The organism is Pararhizobium polonicum, assembly GCF_001687365.1.
GTDB classification, from domain to species: Bacteria; Pseudomonadota; Alphaproteobacteria; order Rhizobiales; family Rhizobiaceae; genus Pararhizobium; species Pararhizobium polonicum.
The window spans coordinates 97,322-123,945 of record NZ_LGLV01000007.1; the positions used below are offsets into that span (position 1 = coordinate 97,322).

Annotated in this window: 26 protein-coding genes; 18 read left to right on the forward strand and 8 right to left on the reverse strand. The window is 61.8% G+C overall.

The window, feature by feature from the left end:
- The first annotated feature begins 41 nt into the window (after positions 1–41).
- The 7 genes from ADU59_RS11325 to dhaK all read left to right on the forward strand — a co-directional run bounded on the left by ADU59_RS11325 (position 42) and on the right by dhaK (position 6,121).
- Positions 42–1,688 (forward strand): dihydroxyacetone kinase subunit DhaK, encoded by a 1,647-nt coding sequence (locus ADU59_RS11325; RefSeq protein WP_068954236.1) that lies wholly within the window; start codon positions 42–44, stop codon positions 1,686–1,688.
- On the forward strand, positions 1,685–2,323 hold the full coding sequence (gene dhaL / locus ADU59_RS11330; RefSeq protein ID WP_068954237.1) for a dihydroxyacetone kinase subunit DhaL: 639 nt from the start codon (positions 1,685–1,687) through the stop codon (positions 2,321–2,323). Before ADU59_RS11325 ends, dhaL begins: the two co-directional genes overlap by 4 nt.
- On the forward strand, positions 2,320–2,721 hold the full coding sequence (gene dhaM / locus ADU59_RS11335; protein WP_068954238.1) for a dihydroxyacetone kinase phosphoryl donor subunit DhaM: 402 nt from the start codon (positions 2,320–2,322) through the stop codon (positions 2,719–2,721). The genes dhaL and dhaM overlap by 4 nt, the downstream gene beginning before the upstream one ends.
- Positions 2,718–3,062 carry an HPr family phosphocarrier protein gene (locus tag ADU59_RS11340; protein WP_083198231.1) on the forward strand — a complete coding sequence of 115 codons (345 nt, stop codon included), beginning with the start codon at positions 2,718–2,720 and terminating at the stop codon, positions 3,060–3,062. Before dhaM ends, ADU59_RS11340 begins: the two co-directional genes overlap by 4 nt.
- Positions 3,046–4,632: a putative PEP-binding protein gene (locus ADU59_RS11345; protein WP_068954239.1), complete on the forward strand. Its 1,587-nt coding sequence runs from the start codon at positions 3,046–3,048 to the stop codon at positions 4,630–4,632. The genes ADU59_RS11340 and ADU59_RS11345 overlap by 17 nt, the downstream gene beginning before the upstream one ends.
- 1 nt (position 4,633) lies before the next feature.
- Entirely contained in the window at positions 4,634–5,044 is a 411-nt protein-coding gene (locus ADU59_RS11350; RefSeq protein WP_068954240.1) for a hypothetical protein, read from the forward strand.
- 81 nt (positions 5,045–5,125) lie between these two features.
- Positions 5,126–6,121 (forward strand): dihydroxyacetone kinase subunit DhaK, encoded by a 996-nt coding sequence (gene dhaK / locus ADU59_RS11355; RefSeq protein ID WP_068954241.1) that lies wholly within the window; start codon positions 5,126–5,128, stop codon positions 6,119–6,121.
- 9 nt (positions 6,122–6,130) lie between these two features.
- Here the strand turns inward: dhaK and ADU59_RS11360 are convergent, their stop codons facing one another.
- The gene (locus tag ADU59_RS11360; protein WP_068954242.1) at positions 6,131–7,462 is read right to left on the reverse strand and encodes an NAD(P)/FAD-dependent oxidoreductase; all 1,332 of its coding nucleotides are present in this window, start codon (positions 7,460–7,462) and stop codon (positions 6,131–6,133) included.
- A gap of 113 nt (positions 7,463–7,575) precedes the next feature.
- Positions 7,576–8,613: a LacI family DNA-binding transcriptional regulator gene (locus ADU59_RS11365; protein ID WP_068954243.1), complete on the reverse strand. Its 1,038-nt coding sequence runs from the start codon at positions 8,611–8,613 to the stop codon at positions 7,576–7,578.
- Positions 8,614–8,750: 137 nt separating this feature from the next.
- On the opposite strand from ADU59_RS11365, the gene ADU59_RS11370 reads away from it, so the two are divergent.
- The 8 genes from ADU59_RS11370 to ADU59_RS11405 all read left to right on the forward strand — a co-directional run bounded on the left by ADU59_RS11370 (position 8,751) and on the right by ADU59_RS11405 (position 16,313).
- Entirely contained in the window at positions 8,751–9,776 is a 1,026-nt protein-coding gene (locus ADU59_RS11370) for a Gfo/Idh/MocA family protein (RefSeq protein ID WP_274534645.1), read from the forward strand.
- Positions 9,777–9,789: 13 nt separating this feature from the next.
- Positions 9,790–10,692, forward strand: coding sequence for a sugar phosphate isomerase/epimerase family protein (locus tag ADU59_RS11375; protein WP_068954245.1), 903 nt, complete (start codon positions 9,790–9,792; stop codon positions 10,690–10,692).
- A gap of 77 nt (positions 10,693–10,769) precedes the next feature.
- The gene (locus ADU59_RS11380) at positions 10,770–12,002 is read left to right on the forward strand and encodes an ABC transporter substrate-binding protein (protein WP_068954246.1); all 1,233 of its coding nucleotides are present in this window, start codon (positions 10,770–10,772) and stop codon (positions 12,000–12,002) included.
- Between the two features lie 139 nt (positions 12,003–12,141).
- Positions 12,142–13,044: a carbohydrate ABC transporter permease gene (locus ADU59_RS11385; protein WP_068954247.1), complete on the forward strand. Its 903-nt coding sequence runs from the start codon at positions 12,142–12,144 to the stop codon at positions 13,042–13,044.
- The gene (locus tag ADU59_RS11390) at positions 13,041–13,868 is read left to right on the forward strand and encodes a carbohydrate ABC transporter permease (protein ID WP_068954248.1); all 828 of its coding nucleotides are present in this window, start codon (positions 13,041–13,043) and stop codon (positions 13,866–13,868) included. The genes ADU59_RS11385 and ADU59_RS11390 overlap by 4 nt, the downstream gene beginning before the upstream one ends.
- Positions 13,865–14,932 carry an ABC transporter ATP-binding protein gene (locus ADU59_RS11395; protein WP_068954249.1) on the forward strand — a complete coding sequence of 356 codons (1,068 nt, stop codon included), beginning with the start codon at positions 13,865–13,867 and terminating at the stop codon, positions 14,930–14,932. The genes ADU59_RS11390 and ADU59_RS11395 overlap by 4 nt, the downstream gene beginning before the upstream one ends.
- Before the next feature lie 125 nt (positions 14,933–15,057).
- Positions 15,058–15,795 (forward strand): SDR family oxidoreductase, encoded by a 738-nt coding sequence (locus tag ADU59_RS11400; RefSeq protein WP_068954250.1) that lies wholly within the window; start codon positions 15,058–15,060, stop codon positions 15,793–15,795.
- 122 nt (positions 15,796–15,917) lie between these two features.
- Positions 15,918–16,313: a winged helix-turn-helix domain-containing protein gene (locus ADU59_RS11405; RefSeq protein ID WP_068954251.1), complete on the forward strand. Its 396-nt coding sequence runs from the start codon at positions 15,918–15,920 to the stop codon at positions 16,311–16,313.
- Here the strand turns inward: ADU59_RS11405 and modC are convergent.
- The 3 genes from modC to modA all read right to left on the reverse strand — a co-directional run bounded on the left by modC (position 16,288) and on the right by modA (position 18,920).
- Positions 16,288–17,355 (reverse strand): molybdenum ABC transporter ATP-binding protein, encoded by a 1,068-nt coding sequence (modC, locus tag ADU59_RS11410; protein WP_068954252.1) that lies wholly within the window; start codon positions 17,353–17,355, stop codon positions 16,288–16,290. The genes ADU59_RS11405 and modC overlap by 26 nt on opposite strands.
- Positions 17,352–18,053, reverse strand: coding sequence for a molybdate ABC transporter permease subunit (gene modB, locus ADU59_RS11415; protein ID WP_068954253.1), 702 nt, complete (start codon positions 18,051–18,053; stop codon positions 17,352–17,354). Before modB ends, modC begins: the two co-directional genes overlap by 4 nt.
- 72 nt (positions 18,054–18,125) lie before the next feature.
- Positions 18,126–18,920: a molybdate ABC transporter substrate-binding protein gene (modA, locus tag ADU59_RS11420; protein ID WP_068954530.1), complete on the reverse strand. Its 795-nt coding sequence runs from the start codon at positions 18,918–18,920 to the stop codon at positions 18,126–18,128.
- A gap of 189 nt (positions 18,921–19,109) precedes the next feature.
- On the opposite strand from modA, the gene ung reads away from it, so the two are divergent.
- The gene (gene ung / locus ADU59_RS11425; protein WP_068954254.1) at positions 19,110–19,811 is read left to right on the forward strand and encodes a uracil-DNA glycosylase; all 702 of its coding nucleotides are present in this window, start codon (positions 19,110–19,112) and stop codon (positions 19,809–19,811) included.
- Here the strand turns inward: ung and ADU59_RS11430 are convergent.
- From ADU59_RS11430 to ADU59_RS11440, 3 genes are all read right to left on the reverse strand, one after another.
- Positions 19,808–20,716: a DMT family transporter gene (locus ADU59_RS11430; protein WP_068954531.1), complete on the reverse strand. Its 909-nt coding sequence runs from the start codon at positions 20,714–20,716 to the stop codon at positions 19,808–19,810. The genes ung and ADU59_RS11430 overlap by 4 nt on opposite strands.
- A 133-nt stretch (positions 20,717–20,849) precedes the next feature.
- Entirely contained in the window at positions 20,850–22,166 is a 1,317-nt protein-coding gene (locus tag ADU59_RS11435) for an HlyD family type I secretion periplasmic adaptor subunit (RefSeq protein WP_068954255.1), read from the reverse strand.
- Positions 22,163–23,932, reverse strand: coding sequence for a type I secretion system permease/ATPase (locus ADU59_RS11440; protein WP_068954256.1), 1,770 nt, complete (start codon positions 23,930–23,932; stop codon positions 22,163–22,165). The genes ADU59_RS11435 and ADU59_RS11440 overlap by 4 nt, the downstream gene beginning before the upstream one ends.
- A gap of 394 nt (positions 23,933–24,326) precedes the next feature.
- On the opposite strand from ADU59_RS11440, the gene cobF reads away from it, so the two are divergent.
- Together cobF and cobG are read left to right on the forward strand one after the other, a co-directional pair.
- Positions 24,327–25,097 carry a precorrin-6A synthase (deacetylating) gene (gene cobF, locus ADU59_RS11445; protein ID WP_068954257.1) on the forward strand — a complete coding sequence of 257 codons (771 nt, stop codon included), beginning with the start codon at positions 24,327–24,329 and terminating at the stop codon, positions 25,095–25,097.
- A gap of 150 nt (positions 25,098–25,247) precedes the next feature.
- On the forward strand, positions 25,248–26,624 hold the full coding sequence (cobG, locus tag ADU59_RS11450) for a precorrin-3B synthase (protein ID WP_068954258.1): 1,377 nt from the start codon (positions 25,248–25,250) through the stop codon (positions 26,622–26,624).

Genomic DNA, 26,624 nt, shown 5'->3' on the forward strand with positions numbered 1-26,624 from the left:
GGCGAAAGGATGCGGAACGAAAAACGGACTGGATGAGTGCCATGAAACATTTCTTCAACCGCAGGGACAACATCGTCACCGAGGCCTTGGATGGCCTGCTGCGCACGTCTGCGCCGGGAACGCTGGCCCGTCTCGACAGCTATCCCGATATCAAGGTGATTGTCCGGGCAGACTGGGACAAGTCCCGCGTCGCGGTGATTTCCGGCGGCGGGGCAGGGCATGAGCCCTCGCATGCAGGTTTCGTCGGCCGGGGCATGCTGACGGCGGCCGTGTCCGGTGAAATCTTTGCGTCGCCCAGCGTCGACGCCGTTCTGACCGCGATCCGTGCGGTAACTGGCAAACCGGGCTGCCTGCTGGTCGTCAAGAATTATACCGGCGACCGGCTGAACTTCGGTCTGGCTGCGGAAAAGGCGCGGGCCGAAGGTTTCGATGTCGAGATGGTCATCGTCGCTGACGATATCGCACTGCCGGATATCAACCAGCCGCGCGGCGTGGCGGGCACGCTCTTCGTCCACAAGATAGCCGGGCATCTGGCTGAAAGCGGCGAGAGTCTCGCCGCCGTTGCTGCCGCTGCGAAGGCTGTCGCTGCCGATATCGTTTCGCTTGGTGTCTCCTATTCCTCCTGCTCCATTCCCGGCCAGCCCTATGAGGACCGTCTGGGAGAGAACCAGGGGGAGCTGGGGCTGGGCATCCACGGCGAGCCCGGTGTCGAAAAGATAACCGTCCAGGCGGCCGACAGCCTCGTTTCGATCATGACCGAGCGGCTGTCCGCAGCGATGAAGCCGGATGGGCACTATGCGCTGCTCATCAACAATCTCGGCGCCGTTCCGCCGGTGGAAATGTCGCTGATTGCCAATGCAGTCTTGGCCTCTCCGTTTGCCGCGTGTGTTGCGCTGACGATCGGGCCGGGGCCGCTGATGACGGCGCTGAACATGAACGGTTTTTCCCTGTCGCTTGTCCGGCTCGACACTGAGCGTGAAAAGGCGCTGCTCTCTGTTGTTGGGCCGCATGCATGGCCGCCGGCGGTCGCGCCGCATGCCGTTGCCATCCTGCCCGCCCCGAAAATTGCGGCCGCCGGGACAGCTGCCGCTGCAAGCCATGACGCCGGGGCGGAACGGGTGCTTGCCGCCATCTGCGAACGGCTGATCGGGCTTGAGACAGAGCTTAATCGGCTGGATGCCAAGGCTGGCGATGGTGATACCGGATCGACGGTCGCGACCGGCGCCCGCAGCATTCTGGCTTTGACGAAGAGCCTTCCCTTTGCCGACAGGGCGGCCCTTTTTGCCGTCATCGGCGATACGCTGGCCACGGCCATGGGCGGCTCGAGCGGCGTTCTTCTGTCGATCTTCTTTACGGCGGCGGGCAAGGCGAGCGGGGATGGGGGGAGCCTTGCGGCATCCCTGCTCGCCGGGCTCGAGCGCATGACCTTCTACGGTGGCGCCCATCCGGGTGATCGCACTATGGTCGATGCGCTGTCTCCCGCGCTCAAGGTACTGGCGGCCGGCGGTGTTCGCACGGCAGCGGATGCGGCCCGCAAGGGAGCCGAGGCGACCAAGGCGATGCGCAAGGCCAAGGCCGGGCGCTCCGCCTATATCGGCGAAAGCGATCTCGACGGCGTCATGGATCCCGGCGCCCACGCCGTGGCCGAGGTTTTCGCAGCCGTTGCCGGTGTTCTGGAGCCCGCATGATCGTCGTCCGCGACCCCAGACCTGCCGTCGATCCCTCAGCCCTGATGGGCCGTGTGATCGAGGCGTGCCGGGATGTCATTGTCGAGCAGGAGGCTTATCTCTGCGATCTCGATCGTGCGATCGGCGATGGCGATCATGGCACCAATATCCGGCGCGGGCTGGATGCACTGGCGGCGGAGCAACATCGTTTGGCGGCAATGCCGTTTCGCGAAGCGATGAGTGCCGCGGGTACCATCCTGGTGATGAGCATCGGCGGAGCTGCGGGGCCGCTTTATGGCACACTGCTCCTGGAGATCGGCAGGGGGCTGACAGCCGATCCGTCGGCAAGATTTGCCGATGTCTTTCGGCAAGCCGTCGCCGCTGTTGCGCGTCGCGGAAGGTCGGCTCTGGGGGAGAAAACATTGCTGGATGTTCTCTATCCTTTCAGCGACGAACTGATGGACCACACGCGCCTTTCGCTTCTCGCCGGGAAAATTCAGGGTTTTGCCGATATGACGATCGACATGAAGGCCATGCGCGGGCGGGCTTCGTTTTTGGGCGCGCGCTCGATCGGGCATATGGATCCGGGGGCGGCCAGTTGCGCATTTCTGTGCGCGACCGCCTGCCGCGAGCTGGCGGAGGCGGGTGTGGCATGACGGACGGACGCGAAAATGTCGGCATCGTCATCGTCTCCCATTCGCCGCTGGTGGCAAAAGGGGCCGCCGATATGGTGCGCCAGATGGTTGGCGACAGCGTGCCGCTGGCGTGGTGCGGCGGCAATCCGGCCGGTGGGCTCGGCACCGATACGGGCGCGATCCTGAAAGCGATCGAGGAGGCGTGGTCGGAGGCGGGTGTTGCCATCTTCGTCGATCTTGGCGGCGCGGAAACCAACAGCGAAATGGCTATCGAAATGATCGGCAAGGGGCGGGCGTCCCGCATCACCATCTGCAACGCACCGATCGTCGAAGGCGCGGTTATCGCAGCTGCCGAGGCGTCGGGAGGCGCATCGCTGGCAAGGGTGGTTGCGACGGCACAGGAGCTGTCCCCGTCATGACCGAGAAACGGCACGGCATCCTGGGAGGGACGAGTTCGGCCGGCGGCAATGCGTCCGTCGAGCTGTTGATCACCCATGGTGTCGGCCTGCATGCACGCCCGTCCGTGGTTTTCACCCGGCTGGCGAAATCCTTTCCCTGCACCATCGAGATCGAGGTCAACCGCTCCGGGCTGTGGCTCAACGCCAAAAGCATTGTCAAGGTGATGGGTGCGCGCATCCGCAAGGGATCGACGCTGAAGATCAGGGCGCATGGCTTGCGGGCCGAAGAGGCGATCGCGGTTCTCGAAGCTTTGTTTGTCAATGATTTCGCCGAGGAAAGACCGCATGTCCGGGGCGCTTAGGCTGCAGGGCCAGGGCAATGGGTGCGGTCACGCAACCGGGCCGGCCTATGTGCCGGCGCAACCGTTGAGTCCGCACGCAGAGCAGGTTTCGCCGTCGCTGGAGTTCGAGCGCCTCGACACGGCGATTGCTCATGCCGTGGCCGCGCTTGAAGCCCTGACGGCACAAACGGATCCGGCCAGCGCCGATATTCTCGAATTCCAGATCGAGATGCTGCGGGATCCGGTGATCGCCGAGATGGCGGCGGAACAGATCGGTAAAGGGCAGAATGCGGCCTTTGCCTGGGTTGCGGCGCTGGAGGACTATATTTCAGGCTTCGAGCAGTCGGACGACGGTGACATCCGGGCGCGGGCAGCCGACATGATCGACATCCGCGATCGTGTCCTTCGGGCGCTCGAAGGCATGCCCGCCGCTGATTTTCCCAAAGGAACGATCTTTGTCGGCAGGGACATGGCGCCCAGCCTTTTCCTCGCCCATGACTGGACAGGCGGCGGCGGGATTGCGCTAGAAGCCGGGAGTACGGCGAGCCACGTGGCGATGCTTGCCCGCGCCAAAGGCGTGCCGATGGCCGTCGGCATCGGCAGTTTTGCCGTGGCTCCGGAAACGCCGGTTCTGGTCGATGGCGACAGCGGCCTTGTCGTGGTGGATCCACGCGGCGCAGACATCGCGGCAGTTGGGGCCGACAAACCGGCCGCTGTAATGCCGGCCGGATTTGACCGCTCTTCCCCCTTGGGGCTGCCTGCGGGCGGTTTCGAGGTGCTGTTCAATATCAGCGATATCTCCGAAATTCACGCCCTCGATGCAGGGGCCTGCGATGGTATCGGCCTTTTACGAACGGAATTCCTTCTCTCTTCCGCGGCCGATCTGGCCAATGAGGAGAAGCAATTCCAGTTGTATTGCGAGATATTGAAATGGGCCGGCGGCAGGCCGGTCACCATCCGTCTGTTCGATCTTGGCGGCGACAAGCCGCTCGGCGGCTTCGGTCTTGAGGAGCGCAATCCCTTTCTCGGACTGCGCGGTATTCGTCTGCTTCTGTCGATGCCGACGATGCTGAGAATTCAGGCCCGCGCGCTTTTGCGCGCCGCAGCGTTGGGATCGATCAAGGTCCTGCTGCCGATGGTAACCTTTCCCGGCGAGGTTACGGACACGAGGCGGATCTTCGAAGAGGAGGCGGCAAGCCTCGCCCACCGGCATGTCGCTATCAGCATGCCGGCCATCGGGATGATGGTGGAGGTTCCGGCGGCCGCCATCATGCTCGATATGTTCGAGGATGCCGATTTCTTCTCGCTTGGAACCAATGACCTGGCGCAGTACCTGACGGCCGCTGCCCGCGACAACCCCACGGTTGCCGATCTCTATCAGCAGGCTGTACCAGCCTTGTTGCGGCTGATCGCCCAGACGGTGGCCGTTGCGCATGACATGGGCAAGCCGATCGGCATCTGTGGCGATCTGGCCGGCGATCCCGAGCACCTGTCGTCGCTGATCGCCAGCGGTATCCGGCAGATTTCCATTGCTCCTTCGCAGCTTGCAGCCGTAAAGACGGCGCAGATGCAGGCAGGGATGGACGGCTGACATGGCACGCGACGCAAATGAAGATGCCATCGTGGCCTATAAGGCAATTCTGGCCTCGATCATCGACAACCGGCCGTCCGGCACGCGCCAGCGTCTTGCCGTGGCCTTGGGCAAACATCGCAGCTTCGTCACCCAGATCACCAGTCCGGGATATGCGACGCCGCTGCCGGCCCGGCATTTGGCAACGATTTTCCAGGTCTGCCATGTCAGCAAGGCCGAGCAGGACCGTTTTCTCGAGGCCTATCAGCTGGCGCATCCGGGCAAGTTGCCGGATCTCGGCAGTGCGGGTGGGCTCAGGCAATTGACGCTGATGGTCGCCGATTTCGGCGATGAGCGGAAGAACCGGCTGCTTGACGAAGCCATCCAGGATTTCATTCAGAAGATCGTGTCGATATCCGGCGAGGGAGACTGACATGGCCTTCTTCGTCCTTCCGCCTATCGCGGCACTGGAAAATTCGCCCTGCTCGGATACGATTGCCGCGGGGAGCAGGAGATGAAGAAATTCATGAACGGCGCCGCGACTTTGGCGCAGGAGTGTCTGGAGGGGTTCGTTGCGGCGCATGGCGATATCGTCGTGTTCGGCGAGGGGCGAAAACACGTCCGGCGGCGGTCGCTGAATCCGGCCAAGGTCGCGGTCATTTCCGGCGGTGGGGCTGGCCATGAACCGATGCATACGGGCTTCGTCGGGCATGGCATGCTGGATGCAGCCTGCACCGGCCATGTCTTCACGTCGCCGACGCCCGATCAGATCCTTGCGGCCATCCGCGAGACGGATAGCGGCGCCGGGGCATTGCTGATCGTCAAGAATTATGATGGCGACGTGATGAATTTCGAGATGGCGGCCGAAATGGCGATGGCCGGCGGTGCGCATCGCATCGAGACGGTCATCGTCAATGACGATATCGCTGTCGAGCGCTCGGCACGGGGAACCGGCCGGCGCGGCGTGGCGGGCACGCTCGTGGTCGAAAAGATGATCGGGACTGCCGCCCAGGCTGGCGCCGCATTGGAAGAACTCAAGGTTCTGGGCGACGCTGTCGTTTCCGCGACCCGCACAATGGGAGTGGCGCTGAAGGGAACGACGGTACCACAGACCACACGCGAGACCTTCGTGCTCGGACCGAACGAGATGGAGGTCGGTGTCGGCATCCACGGGGAGCCGGGCCGCTCGCGCGACGATATGACGGACGCATCGTCCATCGCCGCGCTGATCTGCGGGCATATTCTCGACGATTTCGGTTCGCTGGACGGGCAATCGGTTTTGCTGTTCGTCAACGGCCTCGGTGCAACGCCGCTGTCCGAGCTTTATCTTGTGTTCGGTCTGGCGCGTGCCTTTTTCGAGCGGCATGGCGTGATCATCGCGCGCAGCCTCGTTGGAACCTACGTCACCTCCCTCGATATGGCGGGCGTCTCCATCACGATCACCGTACTGGACGAACACCTCACCGCTTTGTGGGATGCGCCGGTACAGACGGCATCGCTGCGGTGGTAGAGGCTGGCATCAAACCGGCGGTGCGATCTCGATCGGCGTGCCATCGGAAAAGCGGCTGAAGCGGAAGGGCACGGGATCGACGATAGGCGTGCTTCCCGTGACCAAGTCGGCAGCGAGATGCCCGGCACCCGGACCGATGCCGAAGCCATGGCCTGAAAATCCGGTGGCGATGACCAGGCCGGGAACACTCTCGACCGTGGAAATGACCGGCACCGCGTCCGGCGTCACGTCGATCAGCCCGGCCCAGATTTGTTCGACTTTGGCGTTGCGAAGAACCGGCAAGGCATCTGCTGCCGATTGCAGGGCTTTCAAGGCAGCTCCCGTATCGGGCTTCGGGTCGAGAACCCGCTGCCGCTCGAATGCGCCGGGCCGGTCGAGCGGCACAGGGGAGATTTCGAACAATTCCTGCCAGCTGCGGGCACTCAGGCCCAGTTGCACCGAGTCTCCCTCGGCCTTCCGGGCGGGCTGGAAATCGCGGAAGAAGGCAAAGCTGTCGGGCACCAGCGCATGCGTGTTGAGGCCGCCATTGGCAATCGTGTAGCCGCCGTCGAGACGTTTGCGGTAGGCGTAGGTCGCGGTGGCGCCGGCGCCTTCAGGACCTCCCGCCACATGGCTGGTGCGCAGCACCGAGTTGCGCACTTTCAGTTGCGGCAGACGCACATCGAGCCCCTTGCAGAAAAGCCGCGACCATGCGCCACCGGCCAGCACGACAGCGGAGGTCTCGATGCGGCCTTTCTCGGTGATGACGGCGCTGATGCGGCCAGCACTTCTCTCGATGCCGCGCACCGCGCAGCCCGTCAGGATACGGGCGCCCGCCCGCCTTGCACCGGCGGCAATGGCCGGAACGGCTTTTTGCGGCTCGGCGCGGGCGTCGCTTGGGGTGTAAAGCGCGCCCTTGTAGCGTGCGGCCGCACCCGGCATCAACGCTGTGGTCTCGTCCGGTCCAACCTGTCGCGTATCGAGCCCATGCGCCTCAGCGAGTTTCAGCCAGGCATCGCGATTGGCGATATCCGTCTCCGTTTCGGAGATGTAGAGGATGCCGGAGCGGCGAAAACCGGTGTTGCCGCTGATCCGTGCGTCCAGTCCGTCCCAGATTTTCAAGGCTTCCATTGCCAGCGGAATTTCGCGCCGGTCACGCCCCATGATGCGGACCCAGCCCCAGTTGCGGCTGGATTGTTCACCGCCGAGAACGCCCTTCTCGCACAACACGACATCGATGCCGCGTTCGGCAAGGAACAGCGCGGTGCTGACCCCGATGATGCCACCGCCAATGACGACAACGCCGGCCTTTTGCGGAAGAATCCGGTCTGTTTCAATCGGGTCGAGTGTCGGTCCGGGCATGGGCGCTGTTTTCCAGTGTCAGAAGAGATTCCGTCTGATTTGCCTCGTAATCCGCCGGCGTTCAAGTCGCAAAGAGTGGCCGCGGCGGATTGAGGGAACGGCGTTCAGGCCCATCAGCGAGGGGGCAGGATGAACGCATCGCTCTCGCCTTCGACGAGATGTTCCTGCCAGATCTTTCGCAGCGCCGCCTCCGGATAGAAATGGCGGAAGGCCGGCATCGTCGCCAGCAGCGCTTCTGCGAGCGCAATGCCGAGATCGCGGCGCGACAGCGTGAAGCCGGTGAGGCTTGGCGATAGAAAATGTGCTTGCGGGCTCTGGCGTCCGATTACGGCGATATCGCGCCCGGGCTTGAGGCCGGCTTCGCTGAGGCCACGATAAAAGCCGATGGCGATGGTTTCGTTGACCAGCAGGATCGCGGTTGGCCGGTCCTTGTTCGCCAGCAGTTGCTGGGCGACATGATAGCCGCCAGCCTCGTTCGGCTTCGAACTGAAGATGAGATCGGGATCGAGCGTCAGCCCGTGCGCCGCAAGCGCCTTGGCGCTTTGATCGACGAAGAGATAGCCGAGGTTGATGTCGTCATGCGGCCTTGTCACGGCAATGCGGCGGTGGCCTTTCGCCACCAGCCGGTCGATCGAGACCTGCGCCATGCCTTCGAAATCGAGATCGAGCCATGGCTGGCCGACGTCGGTCAGACTGCGCCCCAGCGTGACGAATGGGATCTTGCGCTTGGCCAGAAACTCGAAACGCGGATCGTACCGCTGGGTTGCCGACAGAATGAGGCCATCGGCGAACCCGCGGGCAACGACGCGCCGGAGATAGTCGTCCGGGTCTTCCTCCGACGAGCAGAGAAGGGCGACGAGATCGAGATGATGGCGGGCAAAGACCGTCTGCACGCCGTCGAAAACGCTCATGAAGAAGGTATCGCCCTGACCGGTGATCTCGCTGCCGGTCTGCATCATGAAGCCGATGATATTGGTGGTGCCCTGACGCAGGCTGCGGCCGGACTGGTTGGGCACGTAGCCGAGTTCGGCTGCCGCTTCGAGCACCCTCTTGCGGGTTTCCTCGTTGACATCGGGACGGCCGTTCAGCGCCCGCGACACCGTTCCGATGGAAATATCCAGATGTTGCGCAAGCCTGCGTATGCCCGTCATTCCAGCTGCTTTCAACGTATGATTTGGCTGCCCTGCTGCTCATCTATTGACACGTTTCAAAAATCGTTCATAGTTCCGTAAACGTTTACGGCGATCGAAAAGGAGCGAAAACCGTAGACCTCGAGGAGGAGAATCCCATTTTGCGTGCAGTTTTGTGCGGATGCGGAGCTATGGCCAAAGGCTGGCTCAAAGCGATCGCGGACACCCCTGAAATTCGCTCTGCGGTTGATGTCGTCGGGCTTGTCGATGTCAATCCGTCGGCAGCGAAAGCGCTTGCCGAAGAGTTCGGATTGGCCGAGGCGATTGTCGGTTCTGATCTCGGCGATGTGTTGACGAAGACGTCTGCTGACGTGGTTTTCGACGTGGTTGTTCCATCGGCCCGTCACGATGTGGTTTCCACTGCGCTGGCGCACGGATGCCATGTGCTGAGCGAAAAACCGATGGCGTCCTCGATCGAGGAAGGCCGGTCGTTGATCGCCCAGGCAACTGCTGCCGGAAAAGTCCACGCTATCGTCCAGAACCGCCGTTTCATCTCCGGCATTCGCCGCATCCGCCGTCTGGTCGATAGCGGCGCGCTCGGGGAGCTGACGGCCATCCATTGCGATTTCTTTATCGGCGCGCATTTCGGCGGTTTTCGCGAAGAGATGGACAATGTGCTGCTGCTCGACATGGCGATCCACACCTTCGACGCCGCCCGCTTTATCGCCGACAAGGTGCCGATGGCCGTCTATTGCCACGAAAGCAATCCGCGCGGCTCCTGGTATGCGCATGGCGCGGCGGCCAACGCGATCTTCGAATTTTCCGACGACGTGACCTTTACCTATCGCGGTTCCTGGTGCGCCGAAGGCGCCAATACCAGCTGGGAAAGCCTGTGGCGGATCATCGGCACCAAGGGCACGCTGCTCTGGGATGGCGCGGAAACGTTCACGGCACATCAGGTTGCGGGAACGGAGGGCTTTTTCCGGCCGCTGGAGGCCGTCCCGGTGCCTGAACCGGCAAACGAGGCGCAGACCCACGGTCACGCCAGCGTCATCGCCGATTTCCTCGCGGCCATCCAAACCGGCGGTCAGCCGGAGACGATCAGCAACGACAATATCAACAGCCTTGCCATGGTGTTTGCGGCGATCGAAAGCGCCCGCACCCGGCAGCGCGTGACCCTATGAACAGGACAGTTTCATGAGCAATCCGGCAAAAGCCATTCGCATCGGCACTATGATCAGCGCATCTGCAGGCAAGGCGGCCGAGCGGATCGGCAAGGTGGCAGATATGGGCTTCGAGAGCTTCGAACCCTTCTTCTGGCAGACGACCAACGGACAGAACCTTGCCGAACTCGGCAAGCGCTGCGTCGAGGCGATCGGCGATCGCGATATCACCATCTCGACGCTCGGCATGTTCGGCAATCCGCTGGAAACGACCGATATCGACCGCGACACGCTGCAGGGCTGGAAGGACTGCATCGACAACGCCCATCATTTCGGCGCCACCTGCGTTGCGGGCTTTACCGGCCGCATTCGCAACACGCCGCTGACCGACAGCCTGCCGCGCTATAAGGAAATCTGGAGCGAGCTTGCCAAGCGTGCCGCCGACAAGGGCGTCAAGATCGCCTTCGAGAATTGCGCCATGGATGGCAACTGGGCAACCGGCGACTGGAATATCGCTCACAATCCGGACGCCTGGGAGTTGATCTTCAACGAGACGCCGGATGACAATATCGGGCTCGAATGGGAGCCCTGCCACCAGATGGTCTATCTTATCGATCCGCTGCCGCAGATCCGCAAATGGGCGCCGAAAATCTTTCATGTGCATGGCAAGGACGCGACGATCCGTTGGGACGTCATCCGCGAGCACGGCATTTTCGGCAAGGAGAAGTTCGTCTTCATGCGCACGCCGGGCTTCGGCGACACCAACTGGACGGACGTGATTTCCGAGCTGCGGCTTGCCGGCTGGTCCGGCTCCATCGACATCGAAGGCTGGCATGATCCGGTCTATCGCGACGCGCTGGAAATGACCGGCCAGGTGCATGGCCTCAACTATCTGAAGACTTGCCGGGGCGGCGATTTCGTCGTCGATCCGGTCTGAGGGACTGTACTGAAATGGACTGAGGAAGGCCGGCATGGAGGATGACGGCCGACAGGATCACCACAAGGAGGAAAATTATGGTTATCCGCAAATATGCAGTTATCGGTGCGCTGGCGCTGGCAGGCGTCTCGATGTTCGGTCTTTCCGCGCAGGCGGAAGACGTGACGTTGAATTTGTGGTCTCTGGACAAGGACATCCAGCCTGCGCCGAATCTCGTCAAGGAATTCAACGCGCAGAACAACGGCATCAAGATCGAATATCGTCTCATCCAGTTCGATGATGTGGTGACGGAGGCGATGCGCGCTTATGCCACCGGCCAGGCGCCGGATATCATCGCCATCGACAATCCGGAGCATGCGCTGTTTTCGTCGCGCGGCGCTTTCCTCGATCTTACCGATATGATTTCGAAATCGACCGTGATCAAGCCGGAGAATTATTTCCCCGGGCCGCTGAAATCGGTCGAATGGGATGGCAAATATTACGGTGTGCCGAAGGCGACCAATACGATCGCGCTCTACTACAACAAGGACATGTTCAAGGCGAAGGGTCTTGATCCCAACAAGCCGCCGCAGACCTGGGACGAACTGGTCGAGGATGCCCGCAAGCTGACCGATTCGGCCGCCAACGTCTATGGCCTGGCTTTCTCGGCCAAGGCCAGCGAGGAAGGCACCTTCCAGTTCCTGCCATGGGCGCAGATGGGTGGCGGCAGCTATCAGAACATCAATTCCGACGGTGCCGTGAAGGCGCTCGAAGTCTGGAAGACGATCATGGACGAGAAGCTCGCCTCACCCGATACGCTGACGCGCGGCCAGTGGGATTCGACGGGCACATTCAACTCCGGCAATGCCGCCATGGCAATCTCCGGCCCGTGGGAACTCGACCGCATGTCGCAGGAAGCCAAATTCGACTGGGGCGTGACGCTGCTTCCCGTTCCGAGTGAAGGCGCCGAACGTTCCTCCGCCATGGGCGATTTCAACTGGGCGATCTTTGCCTCGACCAAGCATCCGGCAGAAGCCTTCAAGGCGCTCGAGTTTTTCGCCTCGCAGGATGACAAGATGTTCAAGAACTACGGCCAGCTTCCGGCCCGTTCCGACATCTCGATCCCGGAAACCGGTCACGCGCTCAAGGATGCCGGGCTGAAGGTCTTTCTCGAACAGCTGAAATACGCCAAGCCGCGCGGCCCGAATCCGGAATGGCCGAAGATTTCCAAGGCGATCCAGGATGCCATTCAGGCGGCGCTGACGGGGCAGTCGAGCCCGAAGGAGGCGCTCGATCAGGCGGCCGAGAAGATCAAGGCTGTATTGGGCTAAGCTTGGCGGCTTCTCTCTTCTCCCCACCGGGGAGAAGACAAACCACCGATGGTCTCGCGCCATCCAATATTTCCTCCCGGAAGGGGCTGCCTCCCGCGTGAATGCGCCAGGCAGCCCCGTTCGGAGCATCGGAGGCCCCATGAAGAGGCTGCTTTCCAGTGTCCGGGATGGCCGCGGTTTCGATATCGTGCTCGTTGCCTTCCCGCTCGGCTTTCTGTTCCTGATGGCGGGGCTGCCGCTGCTCTATAATGTCCTGATGAGCTTTCAGGAGGTCGACATGTTCAGCCTCGGCTCGTTCCTGCGCCCTTTTGTCGGCTTCAAGAATTATACCGATCTGTTCACCCAGCCGGAAACATGGCCGATCCTCGGCAATACCGCGATCTTCGTCATCGGCTCGATCGCCGGGCAATTCCTGATCGGCTTCGGGCTGGCGCTGTTCTTCTGGGTAAATTTTCCCGGCGCCTCGTGGCTGCGCGGCCTGTTCCTCGTGTCCTGGGTGATGCCCGGTCTCGTTGTCGGCGCCGTCTGGAACTGGATCCTGTCGGGCGATTTCGGCGTGCTGAATTTCATCCTGAAGGAAACCGGCATCATCTCCGGCAATATCTTCTGGCGCTCCGATCCGAACTATTCGCTCTATGCCGTCATCATGGCCAATGTCTGGCTCGGCACGTCCTTCAACATGATCCTCCTGTCCGTCGGACTGGCGGGTATTCCGACCGACCTCTACGAGGCCGCCGAACTGGACGGGGCAAACGCCTGGCAGCGTTTCTGGACGATCACCCTGCCGATGATGCGCTCGACCATCGGTGCTATCATCGCGCTCGGCCTGATCTTCACTCTGCAGCAGTTCGATCTTTTCGCGGCGATCACCTCCGGTGGACCGAACAATTCGTCCAATGTCACGCAATACTGGGCCTGGGATCTGTCATTCAGGCAGTATGATTTTGCCAAGGGCGCGACGATCTCCGTCATCATGATCGTCTTCGTGATGATCGCAGCCGTCGTCTATGTGCGGTCCACACGTCATGAGGTGCGCGGATGAGCGAGACCAACCGCAACCGCCTGATGCTGGTGATCGCCATCATCATGGCTGCAATCTATCTGTTTCCGCTTTACTGGATGTATGTCACTGCGCTGAAAAGCGGCTCGGAGATGTTCGCCACACCGCCGAGTTTCTGGCCGGCGGTGCCGCAGTGGAGCACCTATTCCTATGTCTGGGAAAGCCGGGGCATGGGGCGTTACCTCTGGAATTCGCTGGTCATCGCCTTCGGATCGGTGGTGCTGATCACCGTGCTGGGCGTCGGCTGCGCCTATGTGCTGGCGCGCTATCGCAACGTCTGGGTCGATATCGGCCTGTTCCTGATCCTGATGTTGCAGGTCCTGCCGGCATCCCTGATGATCACGCCGATCTTCGTCGGATTCTCGCAGCTCGGCATGATGAATTATCCTCGTCTGGCTGTCATCATCGCCATCGCCGCCAAGAGCATGCCGTTCTTCGTCGTGCTGGTGCGCGCCACCTTCATGGCCGTTCCGCAGGAGCTGGAGGAGGCGGCGCTTGTCGATGGCAATTCGCGTGTCGGCGCCTTCTTCAACATCGTGCTGCCGCTTGCCCGCAACGGCATCCTGGTCAGCGCCATCCTCATCTTCATGCAGGCCTTTGGCGAGTTCGTCTATTCGAAATCGATCATCCAGTCGGTCGAGCTGCAGCCTGCCAGCGTTGGCCTCAATTCCTTCATGGGGCCGAACACCAATGAATGGAACAACATCATGGCCTATGCCACGATCTACGTGACCCCCATTCTCGCCATCTTCGTGCTGTTGCAGCGGCGAATCGTCTCCGGCCTTACCTCGGGAGCCATCAAATGACCAAGCAGATCGAACTCTCGGGCGTCAACAAATACTATGGTGCCTTTCACGCGCTGAAGAATATCGAGCTTAGCATCGAGAAGGGCACCTTCGTGGCGCTCGTCGGCCCGTCCGGCTGCGGCAAGTCCACGCTGCTGCGGTCGCTGGCCGGGCTCGAAAGCATCTCGACGGGCGACCTGAAGATCGCCGGCGAACTGATGAACAACGTGCCGCCGCGCAAGCGTGATATCGCCATGGTGTTCCAGTCCTATGCACTCTATCCGCATATGACCGTGGAGCAGAACCTCACCTACAGCCTGCGCATTCGCGGCGTCGCCAAGGCCGAAGCCAAGAAGGCGGCCGAAGAGGTTGCCGCGACCACCGGCCTGTCGCAACTTCTCGGCCGCTATCCGCGCGAGCTTTCCGGCGGCCAGCGCCAGCGTGTCGCCATGAGCCGGGCCATCATCCGCGATCCCAAGGCTTTCCTGTTCGACGAACCTTTGTCGAACCTCGACGCCGCCCTGCGTGTCCATATGCGCAAGGAAATCCGCGCTCTGCACGACCGGCTTGGGGCCACTTCCGTCTATGTCACGCATGACCAGATCGAGGCGATGACCATGGCCGATCATGTCGTGGTCATGAAAGACGGCGTGATCGAGCAGCAGGGCGCACCGCTGGAGCTTTACGACCGGCCGGCCAACAAATTCGTCGCGGGTTTCATCGGCTCGCCGGCGATGAATTTCGTGCCGGCAACGGTCGGTGAAGACGGCCGGTCGCTGGCCGTCGATGTCGGGGAAAAGCAGACGATCATTCTCGACCGCCAGCTGGAACCGGGCCGCAAGGTGACGGCCGGCCTGCGGCCGGAACATCTGCATTTCGTCGAGCCCGGTCTGGGCGTCTTCCGGCTTCCCGTCGGTGTCGTCGAGACGACCGGATCGGCGACCTACATCACGACATCGACCGCGGCAGAGGTGACGATTGTCGAAACCTCGCGCAGGGCAGTCAAGGCAGGGGATATGATCGATATCTCCGTTCGCCCGGCGGATGTGCATATCTTCGATGAGAAGACGGGGTTGAGAATCTGAGGCTTCGGTGCGATTTCGTTTTTTCTGTATAAAAATACGTTTCTCGCGCTTGACAAGCGGGAAGCCGCCGATATTCCTTGTCCGGAAAATCGAAGCGGCTGGCGGCCGCGACAGGGAGAAATGACATGGGTGGACTTCTGGCCGGCAAGCGCGCGGTGATTACGGCTGCGGCGCAGGGAATCGGGCGCGCGGCGGCCGAAGCTTTCCAGCGGGAAGGCGCCATTGTGACGGCCACGGATATCAACGAGGACAAGCTTGCCGAGCTTTCCGCTCTCGGGATGAAGGTTGCCAAGCTCGACGTCATGAGTGCGGATGCCATCTCGGCCTTTGCCGCCGAGACCGGGACGATCGACGTGCTGTTCAATTGCGCCGGCGTGGTGCACGGCGGAACGATCCTCGAAGCCAGCGAGCGGGACTATGATCTGGCCTTCGATCTCAACGTCAAGTCGATGTTCCGGCTGATCCGCGCCTTCCTGCCGGGCATGATCGCAAACGGCGGCGGCTCGATCATCAACATGTCGTCGGTCGCCGGCGTTCCCGCCGGTGTGCCCAACCGCTTTGCCTATTCGGCCAGCAAGGCGGCCGTCATCGGCCTCACCAAGTCGGTTGCCATCGATTTCATCAAGCAGGGTATCCGTTGCAACGCGATCGCGCCCGGCACGGTCCAGTCGCCGTCGCTGGAGGAGCGGATGAGGGCGCAGGGCAATTACGAGGAGGCCCGCGCCGCCTTCATCGCCCGCCAGCCGATGGGCCGTATCGGCCTGCCGGAGGAGATCGCAGCTCTTGCCGTCTATCTCGGCAGCGATGTTTCCAATTACACGACCGGTCATGTCCACGTCATCGATGGCGGCATGAGTCTGTGATCTTCAGAAACGGCCGTATCTCACGGCGGCCGGTTTGATGGGTGGCAGAACCGGTCGACGCTATACACAGGCTGTTGCGCGCTATAGTCTTTTCGGAATTGGAAAAGGCACGATCACACCGCATGAGCCAGAAGAATACGACCGTTCTCACCCCCATCCTGAGGATTGATTTTCCCCACGCCGAGCGGCTCGGCCGGGGCAAGATCATGTTGCTCGAACATATCCAAGAAACCGGCTCGATCTCGGCGGCCGGCCGCGCCATGGACATGTCCTACCGGCGGGCCTGGCTGCTGGTCAGCGCATTGAACCGGATGTTTATGCAGGAAGCGGTCGAATCGCAGCGCGGCGGCAAGCAGGGTGGTGGAGCCGTTCTGACGCCTTTCGGCGAGGAACTGATCCGTCGGTTCAGGGCGATGGAGGAAAAGGCAGAGGCCGCGCTTGCGGCGGAGATGGCCTGGCTGGAGGAAAATCGCGATCCCAGTGCACCACCGGTCAAAGATCCAGAGCCACGCTCTTGATAATGGCATGAACCGGCTTGCCGATATGCAGCTTGAGCATGTCGCGCGACAGGACCGTTATACGCGAAACGATCGTCACGCCGCCGCAGTCGAGCCGGATATCCACCATCCCCTGCGCGGCGTCACCGATTTCAACGATCGTCGCGGGGAGAATATTGAGCGCGCTCAGGCCCTCCGGCTTGCTGGTTGCCAGCATGACGTCACGGGCCGCGATCTGGAGGCGAACTGTTTTTCCGGTAGCGGCCTCCAGATGCGGCACGCGAATCTCGGCGCTGCCGGCGCGGATGATGGTGATCTGATGTTCGGTGTCCGTTGCCCCGACAACACCATCGATCACGGCACCGGCCTCGCGGCGGCTGACGGCCGATGAGGGCTGGCTGAGAATGGCCGCCGCGTCCCCGGAGGCGCTGATACGGCCATTTTCCAGAATGATGACCTTGTTGGCCAGCCGCGCCACCTCGCTGACCGAATGGCTGACATAGACGATCGGGATTTCCATTTCATCGCGCAGCCGCTCCAGATAGGGCAGGATTTCCGCCTTGCGCTCCTCATCGAGGGCTGCCAGCGGTTCGTCCATCAAAAGCAGGCGCGGACTGGACAGCAGCGCCCGGCCGATGGCGATGCGCTGTTTTTCGCCGCCGGAGAGATTGACCGGTGCGCGGTCAAACAGCGCTCCAACGCCGAGCATATCGACGATGCGGTTGAAACCCGGCCCGTCATTGCGGCCTTGCGCAAACCAGCGCCCATAGGTCAGGTTCTGCCGCACGCTCAGATGCGGAAAAAGACGCGCTTCCTGGAAGACATAGCCGAAGCGGCGTTTGTGCGGCGGGGTAAAGATGCGGTTCTCGGCATCGGCCAGGACATCGCCGTTGAAGACGATCCGCCCGCTATCGGGCCGCAGCAGTCCGGCAATGATGTTGATCAGCGAGGTTTTTCCCGAGCCGGAGCGGCCGAACAGCGCGGTGACGCCCCGGTCAGAGGAAAATGTTGCTTCGACGGAGAATGCACCAAGCCGGTGCCGGGTTTCGACGACAAGGCTCATTTCGCGTCCACCTTTTTGGCCGCGAGATTGGCCAGTATTTCCGATACCATCAGGGCTGCCATGGAAATGACGATGGAGATGAGGGTCAGGCGAAGTGCCCCCGCATCGCCGCCGGGCACCTGGGTGAAGCTGTAGATTGCTGCCGACAGCGTCTGGGTCTCGCCGGGGATGTTGGAGACGAAGGTGATCGTCGCGCCGAACTCGCCCATCGCCTTGGCGAAGGCGAGGATCATGCCGGCGATGATACCGGGCAGGACGAGGGGCAGCGTTACGGTCAGGAAAACCCAGACAGGCCCGGCGCCGAGCGTTGCCGCCGCCTGTTCAAGCTTGCGGTCGACCGCCTCGATCGACAGGCGGATGCTGCGCACCATCAGCGGAAAGGCCATGACGGCACAGGCCAGGGCCGCGCCGGTCCAGCGGAAGGAAAAGACAAGGCCGGTATATTCGGCGAGAAAGGCGCCGATCGGCCCGCGTTTCCCAAAGAGGATCAGGAGGAGAAAACCGGTGACGACCGGCGGCAGAACCAGGGGAAGGTGAACGACGCCGTTGAGGATGGATTTCCCCCAGAACCGCCCCCGCGCCAGAACCATGGCGATGGCGATGGCGAAAGGCAGGCTTGCCAGCATGGCAACCAGCGATACGCGCAGGCTGAGGCGGATGGCCGTCCATTCCGCATCGCTCAAAACTAGCCAGTCCAAATGTTTCTGCTCCGTCCTTGACGGTCAGACGATATGCGCTCCATCCGCCAGCGGATAGAGCGCATCCGATGCTTATTTCAGGATGGTGAAACCCTGCGCTTCGAAGAGGGGCGCGACCTTGGGCGACTTGACGAAATCGACGTAGGCGGCGGCGTCCGGGTTCTTGCTGTCGGCCGTGATGGCGATTGGATAGACGATCGGCGGATGGCTGTCTTCCGGGAAGGTGCCGGCGACCGTCACGTCCTTGTCGGCGGCGGCGTCCGTCTGGTAGACGATGCCGTAGGGCGCTTCGCCCTTGGAGACCAGCAGAAGAGCGGCGCGGACATTCTCGGTGCCAGCGACGTTGCTTTCGACGGACGACCAGACGCCGAGCTTTTCGAGAGCGGCTTTGCCGTATTTGCCGGCCGGAACGGAATCGACGGCGCCCATGGCGAGCTTTTCGTCGCCGAGCAGGCCCTTCAGGTCGAAGCCCTGCTTGATATCGACCGGGGCGGCATCCGCCTTGCCGGTTACCAGCACGATGCGGTTGCCGAGCAGGTTGTCGCGTGTCTCATCCTTGATGAGTTTCTTTTCCTCGACGTAATCCATCCAGGCCAGATCGGCGGAGATGAAGACATCGGCCGGTGCACCGGATTCGATCTGTTTGGCGAGGGCTGAACTTGCGGCGTAGGAGACGCTGGTTTCCTTGCCGGTTTCCTTTAGCCATTCGGCGTCGACGGCATCGAGCGCGTTCTTCAGGCTGGCGGCGGCAAAGACGGTGACCTTTTCGGCGGCCGCAGCTGGCTGGGCCAGCGGCATTGTGCCAATCCAGAGAGCGGCAACGGTTGCCCCGAGAAATTTCAGCAAGGTGCGGCGTTCGGTATGCATGCGATCCCCCATTGGTTTCGAGATATATGTTTAGATATAACGGTATATCCGGAATGGCTAGCGTTATATTGATCAAAATATATTGAAACTCCTTGGTGCATGTGCCGGGATTGGCGCTTGCCATCGATACGTTCGAGGTTAAATTCTGCTGTTCCGAAGGACGGGCAAACGGAAGGGCCGCGCAACGCCATGGAATCGAATGTGAAGATCGAGGAAAGCTGGAAAGCAGCTTTGGCCGCAGAATTTTCCAGCCCTTACATGGCCGATCTCAAGAGGTTCCTGGTCGAGGAGAAGAGCAACGGCAAGCAGATTTTTCCCAAAGGGCCCGAGTATTTCCGCGCCCTGGATCTGACGCCGCTCGACAAGGTGCGTGTCGTCATCCTCGGACAGGATCCCTATCACGGCGAGGGGCAGGCGCATGGCTTGTCCTTCAGCGTCAAACCCGGCGTGCGCTCGCCGCCGTCGCTGGTCAATATCTACAAGGAATTGCAGAGCGATCTGGGCATTGCGCCGGCCCGTCACGGTTTTCTCGAACACTGGGCGCGGCAGGGGGTACTTTTGCTCAACAGCGTGCTGACGGTCGAACGCGCCATGGCAGCGTCGCATCAGGGCAAAGGCTGGGAGAAGTTCACCGACGCGATCATTCGTGCGGTCAACGAACAGGAACATCCCGTCGTGTTCATTCTCTGGGGATCCTACGCGCAGAAGAAGGCTGCGTTCGTCGATCAGAGCCGCCACCTCGTTATCCGGTCGCCGCATCCGTCGCCGCTGTCGGCACATAACGGCTTCTTCGGCAGCAAGCCCTTCTCCAAGGCCAACGACTTTCTGGTGTCGAAAGAACTGAAACCCATTGATTGGGCGTTGCCTGTCAACCCGGAAATACAGGTTTAAGTCAGGGTCTGGGAGGATGGCGGTCCGGGCTGTCTGGCATTGCGCCGGGCAACGACGCTTTCGCGCCAGACGGTGAAGATCCCGGCGCCGACGACGATCACCGAGCCGGCGATCATGTTGAGATTCAATGTCTCGCCAAAAATAGAAACACCGAGGATCGAGGCGAAGACCAGCTGGAGATAGGTCAGCGGTTGAACCTCGGCGGCGTCGAGCAGTTCGTAGGCCTTGATCAGGAAAAAGTGACTGGATGTTCCGGTGATGCAGAGCATCAGCATCCATGCCCAGTCCTGCGGCGCGAGCGTTGTCCAGTAGAACGGGCCAATGACGGTGATCGCCACCGCACCGGCGACACCGGTGTAGAAAAAGCTGGTGATCGAACTGTCGTCCCGGCTGACCAGCCGCGTCGTGATGACATAGATCGCAAAGATCAGGGCTGACGAGAGCGGGATCAGGAACTTGATGTCGAAGGCGCTGTTGTCCGGTTTCAGGATCAGCAGCACGCCGAGCAATCCGATGATGATCGCCGTCCACCGCCGCCAGCCGACACGTTCCCCCAGCAGGGGCATTGATAGAAGTGCGACGAAAAGCGGCCCGGAGGAGAAGATCGCCTGTGAATGGGCAAGGCCGACCGTCGAGAAGGAGATGATGACGATGACGATCTGCACCACGAGCAGAATGCCGCGCAGAATCTGAAGCACCGGCCTCCTGGTTTTCGCCGTGACGGCCAGGCCGCCACGCGACCGCGCAGCCAGCGTGATCGCGAAGGCGGCAAAGGCCCAGTAGCGGATCATGGTGATGAAAGCCGGCGGATAAAGGCCGCCAAGATGCTTTGAGATTGCGTCCTGTATCGAGAAAATCACGAGGGCAAGCAGGACGAAGATGTAGCCGGTTCGCTTCGAGGTCATGGGGACGGACATATACTCGTGGAGCGTTGAGCCGCCATGGGATTTTTGCGGCGCGGCACTGTTTGTTTCAGACCGGCGCTTTCCGGCAACACGCCCGGCGCTCAGGTGCCGCGCGTGTTGTTTCTGCTTCTGATCAATCCTCGCGGAACGTATGCTGGATCTGTTCCGTCAGCGGCTTTGCGAGATAGGAAAGCACGGTGCGATCGGCGATCTTGATGAAGACTTCCGCCGGCATGCCGGGATAAAGCGCCAGCCCCTTCAGGCCCGCAAGACTTGCCGGCTTCGGTTTGATGCGCAGCGGATAATAGGTCATGCCGGTACGCTGGTCGGTGACAATGTCGGGAGCGATGGTCACCACCTCAGCCTCGACGATCGGGGTGGTGCGCTGGTTGAAGGCACTGAAGCGGACTTCCACCGGCTGGCCGAGGCGGATCTGGTCGATGTCATGCGTGGCGATCTTTGCCTCGACGGTCAGGCTGTCGGCTCCCGGGACGACGAGCATCAGCACTTCGCCGGGATTGATGACGCCGTTCACCGTATGCACGGCCAGCTGATAGATCCGGCCGTCCAGCGGCGCGCGAATGTCGATGCGCTTGAGCTGGTCGATGGCGGCGATGCGGCGGTCTTCGTATTCGGCGATCTTGCCTTCGACATCGGTCAGCTCCTTGGCGTTCTCGGTGCGGCGGTCCTCGTCGAGCTGCAGGATCTGCAGATCGATTTCACTCGACTTGCCCGCAGCCTGGGCGCGAGCAGCAATGCGCGCGCCGCGGTCGCCTTCAAGCTGGGCGCGGTCGCGCTTCAGCTCGGTCAGCCGCTGCATGGAAACCAGGCCCTGGCCGTAGAGCTTGTCGAGACCGGTGAGTTCTTCACCGATCAGTTTCAGCGCATCCGCGATGGCATCCAGCTGAACCGTCAGGCCCTTGGTCTCGTCGGCAAGCTGGTCCTTGCGTGACGCGAGCTGGCTCTTCATACCGACGAGTGCGCTCTTGCGGCTGATGAACAGCTTGCGCTCGCTCTGTTCGAGAACGGAGGCGGGCGTGCTCGATGTCAGTTCTTCCAGATTTTCCGGGATCTTGAAATCGTCGGATCCGATTTGTTCGGCGAGAAGGCGCGCGCGCCGGGCATAGAGCTGGGCAAGCGTGTTCTGCACGATCGAAAGATTGGCGCGGACCGTCGTGCCGTCAAGCTTGATCAGAATCTGGCCGGCCGTGACGCTGTCGCCTTCCTTCACCAGAACCTCGCCGACGATGCCGCCGGTCAGGTGCTGGATCTTCTTGACGTTGTTCTCGACCACGACGGTGCCGCCGGCGACGATGGCGCTCGACAGTTCGGTCGTGGTCGCCCAGCCGCCGACGCCGGCGACGAGCGCGACTGCAAGGACCGATACGGCGGTTATATGCCGGCCAAGCGAACGATGCGCGCTGGCGGGATTGGCTTGGTTATCGGTCACGATGCGGACTCCTGTCCTTCACCCACGACTTTCAGCGAGGCGGGGCTTGCGATCTGCGGTTGGCGGTTTTCCTTGCGCAGGATCTGGGCCAGCACCTCGTCCTTCGGTCCGAAGGCCTGCATCCGCCCGTCGTTCATCATCAGCACCATATCGGCGGCGGCAAGTGCGCTTGGCCGGTGGGCGATAACGATGACGATACCGCCGCGCGCCCGCACGCTCATGATCGCCTCGCTCAGCGCCTGTTCGCCTTCGGCGTCGAGATTGGAGTTCGGCTCGTCGAGGACCACGAGGAAAGGTTCACCGAACAGGGCGCGAGCGAGAGCCACGCGCTGGCGCTGGCCGGCCGAAAGGGCAGCTCCGCCTTCACCGATCTCGGTTTCATAGCCATTCGGCAGCTTCAGGATGAGATCGTGGACACGCGCTGCCCGGGCAGCCGAAACGATGGCGTCCGACGGCGCATTCTCGGTGAAGCGCGCGATGTTCTGGGCGACGGTGCCGGCGAACAGTTCGACGTCCTGCGGCAGGTAGCCGATGCTGCGGCCGAGCCTGTCGCTATCCCACTGGTCGAGCGCTGCTCCATCAAGGCGAACCGAGCCGCGAAATGCCGGCCAGATGCCGATCAGGGCGCGTGCCAGGGAGGACTTGCCGGATGCGCTGGGCCCGATGACGCCAAGCGCGCTGCCGGCCTTCACGGTGAAATTGACGTCTGCGAAGGTCAGGCGCTGCGCGCCGGGAGGGCCGCCGGCAAGGCTTTCCGCGCTCAGCTTTTCCCTGGGCACGGGCAGTTCCAGGGGAGGCTCGCGTTCCGGCAGAGCCTTAAGCAGCTCCTTCAGACGCTGCCAGCTCTGGCGGCAGGCAACGTAGCCGCGCCAGTTGCCGATCGCCAGTTCCACCGGCGCAAGCGCACGGGCGGTCAGGATCGAGCCGGCGATGATGATGCCCGGCGATGCCAGCCCCTCGATGACGAGGACCGCGCCGGTTGCCAGAACGGCGGATTGCAGCGCCATGCGGAACACCTTGGACAGGGCACCGTAACCGTTGCCGACGTCGGATGTCTCGCGGTTCTGGTCCCGGTAATGGTTGTTGCGCAAGTCCCAGAGCTGCGACATCCGCCCCATCATGCCCATGGCCTGCATGACTTCGGCATTGCGCTGCGAGGCCTGCGCGAAGGCATTGCGATGGTTGCCCGCTTCGGATGCCTTTTTCGACGGGCCTTGCGTGCCGCGATTGGTCAGGAAGGTGAGGGCGATGAGGATGATCGAACCGACGATCGCGACGATGCCGATCATCGGATGAAACAGGAAGCAGATGCCGATATAGAACGGAAGCCAGGGCAGATCGAAGAAGGCGGCCGGACCGGTGCCGGAAAGGAACGAGCGAACCTGGTCGAAATCACGCAGCGCCTGCAGGCCGTCGCCCTGGGTGCGCAGTTTCAGCGGGGCCTGGACCACGGCGCGATAGATGCGCCCGCTCATCGCTTCGTCGAGAGCTCCGGCAATGCGCACGAGCATGCGGCCGCGCACCATCTCGAAGGCACCCTGAAAGGCATACAGCAGCAGTGCCAGCAGGCAGAGCGCGATCAGCGTCGGAATGCTTCTGCTCGGCAGCACCCGGTCATACACTTCCAGCATGAAGAAGGAGCCGGTCAGATAGAGAATGTTGACAAGCGCACTGGCAACAAAAATGCCGATGAAGCCTGCCTTGCAGTTCCAAAGGGCTTCGCCCGGATCGGACGCGTTCGCTTTGCTTTTCGAATGGTTCGTCACTGTAGAAGCCCTCGCGAGACGGTTATCGTCTCAAATGGAATGCACAATGTGGCATAATTTCTCTAAATCCGCATGACTTGGGGTTCTGTCACCTGGGGAACATGCTTTTGCGCCACTGTTTCCAGTTTCTGCGCTCTATAAATAAATGTAACAATTTCATATTGGAATAGACGGAGTATTGCCATGGTTTCCTCTCCGTTTCTTGTAAATATTTGCCATGGCTAATCGAAGGCTTTGCCTGCGCGGTCCATGGCGGATGCGTATAGAGCTGGCGTGAAGGTGTGTTGTGCCATTCATTCGCGACAAGACGGACATTTTCGAGGCCTGACGCGGCTTGCATCCGTCTGACCGATCGGCCAAAGACGCAAGGGTGCAGTATGGCTGGGGCTTGGACATGAAAAATATTCTGATCGTGGGGATCGGCACCGGAAATCCCGAGCATCTGACCGTACAGGCGATCAACGCCCTCAACACGGCAAATGTCCTGTTCATTCCCACCAAGGGTGAGGCAAAGGCCCAGCTTGCCGGCATCCGCCGCGATATCGTTTCGCGCTATGTCACCCGGGCCGATAGCCGGGTCGTGGAATTCGCGGTCCCCGTCCGCCAGACGGCGGAACGGTCCTATCACCACAGTGTCGATCAGTGGCATGCAGCGATCGCCACCGCCTACGAACGCCTGCTGCTCGAAGAGCTTGTGGAGGGGCAGACCGGTGCCTTTCTCGTCTGGGGCGATCCGATGCTCTATGACAGCACCATCCGCATTGTCGAGCGCGTCCGCGCCCTGGAAACGGTGGCGTTCGACTATTCGGTCATTCCCGGCATCACCAGCATCCAGGCGCTGGCCGCCAGTCACAGGATCCCGCTCAATCTTGTCGGCAAGCCCGTCGAGATCACCACCGGCCGGCGTCTGTCGGAAAGCTTTCCGCAAAGGAGCGAGACGGCTGTCGTCATGCTCGACGGCGAACAGGCTTTCATGAAGATCGACGATCCGGATGCTTGGATTTATTGGGGCGCCTATCTCGGAACGGAGCAGGAGATCGTCATTTCCGGCCGGCTCGCGGATGTGAGGGATGACATCCTGAAGTCCAGGGCCGAGGCCCGGGCGCGGCATGGCTGGATCATGGATATCTATCTCCTGCAAAAGGGCGCGGATTTCGAAGAGTAGCTGTAACGTCCCGGTTGCTTTGCAACGCGGCATGGCGGCCCGTTTGTCTGTGCTGTAGAATGCTGTCATGACGGGCCGAAGATGGCCCGGCGTATTTGCCCGGCGCACGTGATTGTGCCTTTGAAACCCGAGGATGGCCTACCACCCGCCATGACGTTCTGTGCTGCACCATTTGAGGGATCGACAGATCCGGCACATCGATCAGCGATGCGCCGCGGAGCCTGCCCGTCATTGGCTGCGCCGATGATGACGGGCGATGGTCTGCTGGTCCGCCTGCGGTCTGCCAGGCCGGGATTCAGGCTGGGCGAACTGATGGCGATCGCGGATGCGGCCGCGCTGTGCGGAAACGGCATCCTTGAAATCACGGCGCGGGGAAACCTGCAGATCCGCGGGCTGGCGGCGGAAACGGTGCCGCTTCTGGCTGAAAAGATCGCCGATGCAGGGATCGCGATCGCGGAAGGCCTTGCGATCGAAACGCCGCCTCTGGCCGGGCTGGACGCCTCGCAAATTGCCGATCCTGTTGCTCTTGCAGAGCGGCTTCGCACAGTCGTGGCGGCATATCGGCCGCCTCTTGCTCTCGCGCCGAAACTGTCTCTCATTGTCGATGGTGGCGGCCAGCTGCATCTCGGCGAGGTGACGGCCGACATTCGCCTGCGTGCGGTCCACGCCGAGGGAAAGGTGCTCTGGCTGTTGGCTCTTGCCGGTACGGAGGCAACGGCCGTCCGGATCGCTGCCCTGGAGGAAACGGCTGTCGTCCCGGCGGTGATGCATATTCTCGAAAACCTTGCCTCGATCGGCCCGGCCGCTCGCGCCCGGGATATCGACGTGGTGGCTTTGAGGGCCAGCCTCGCCTCGACGGTTGCCCCCGATGCAATCGAGCCCTTGGAGCCTGCGCCGAATTCCGCAGGTATCCATGATCTCGGCGCGGGCCGGATGGTTTTGGGTGTCGGCCTCGCATTCGGGCAAATCCACGCGACGTCCCTTCGGGCGTTTCTTGAAGCGCTGGACATTCTCGGCGCGGCCGAAATCCGTCTGGCGCCCGGTCATGCGTTGATGGTGCTCGGAATTGCGGCAGACAGAGTTGCTGCCGCGCAGGCACTGGCGCTCGGGCATGGCTTGCGGGCCTTCCCGCGCGATCCGCGAAACTACATTGCCGTCTGTGCCGGTATCGGCGCCTGTGCTTCTGCCTTGATCGATACGAGAGCGGTGGCGCAAACCATCATCGGCAATGCGCCGGCGCTGCTCGACGGATCGTTGACGGTTCATGTCTCCGGCTGCGCCAAGGGCTGTGCGAAACCGTCCGCCGCGGCGCTGACGATCACGGCTGCGCCAATAGGCTACGGCCTTGTCGTAAATGGCCCTGCCTCGGCTGCGCCAAACGCCTACATCGAAGAAAACAAGATAAGAACCGCGATGGAACATCTCGATACGCTGGTGTCCGGCGGGAAACGGGCTGGCGAATCGGCACGGTCCTGCCTTACACGGCTTGGAGCGGATGTGATCACAACCGCGGTTCAACAGGGATAG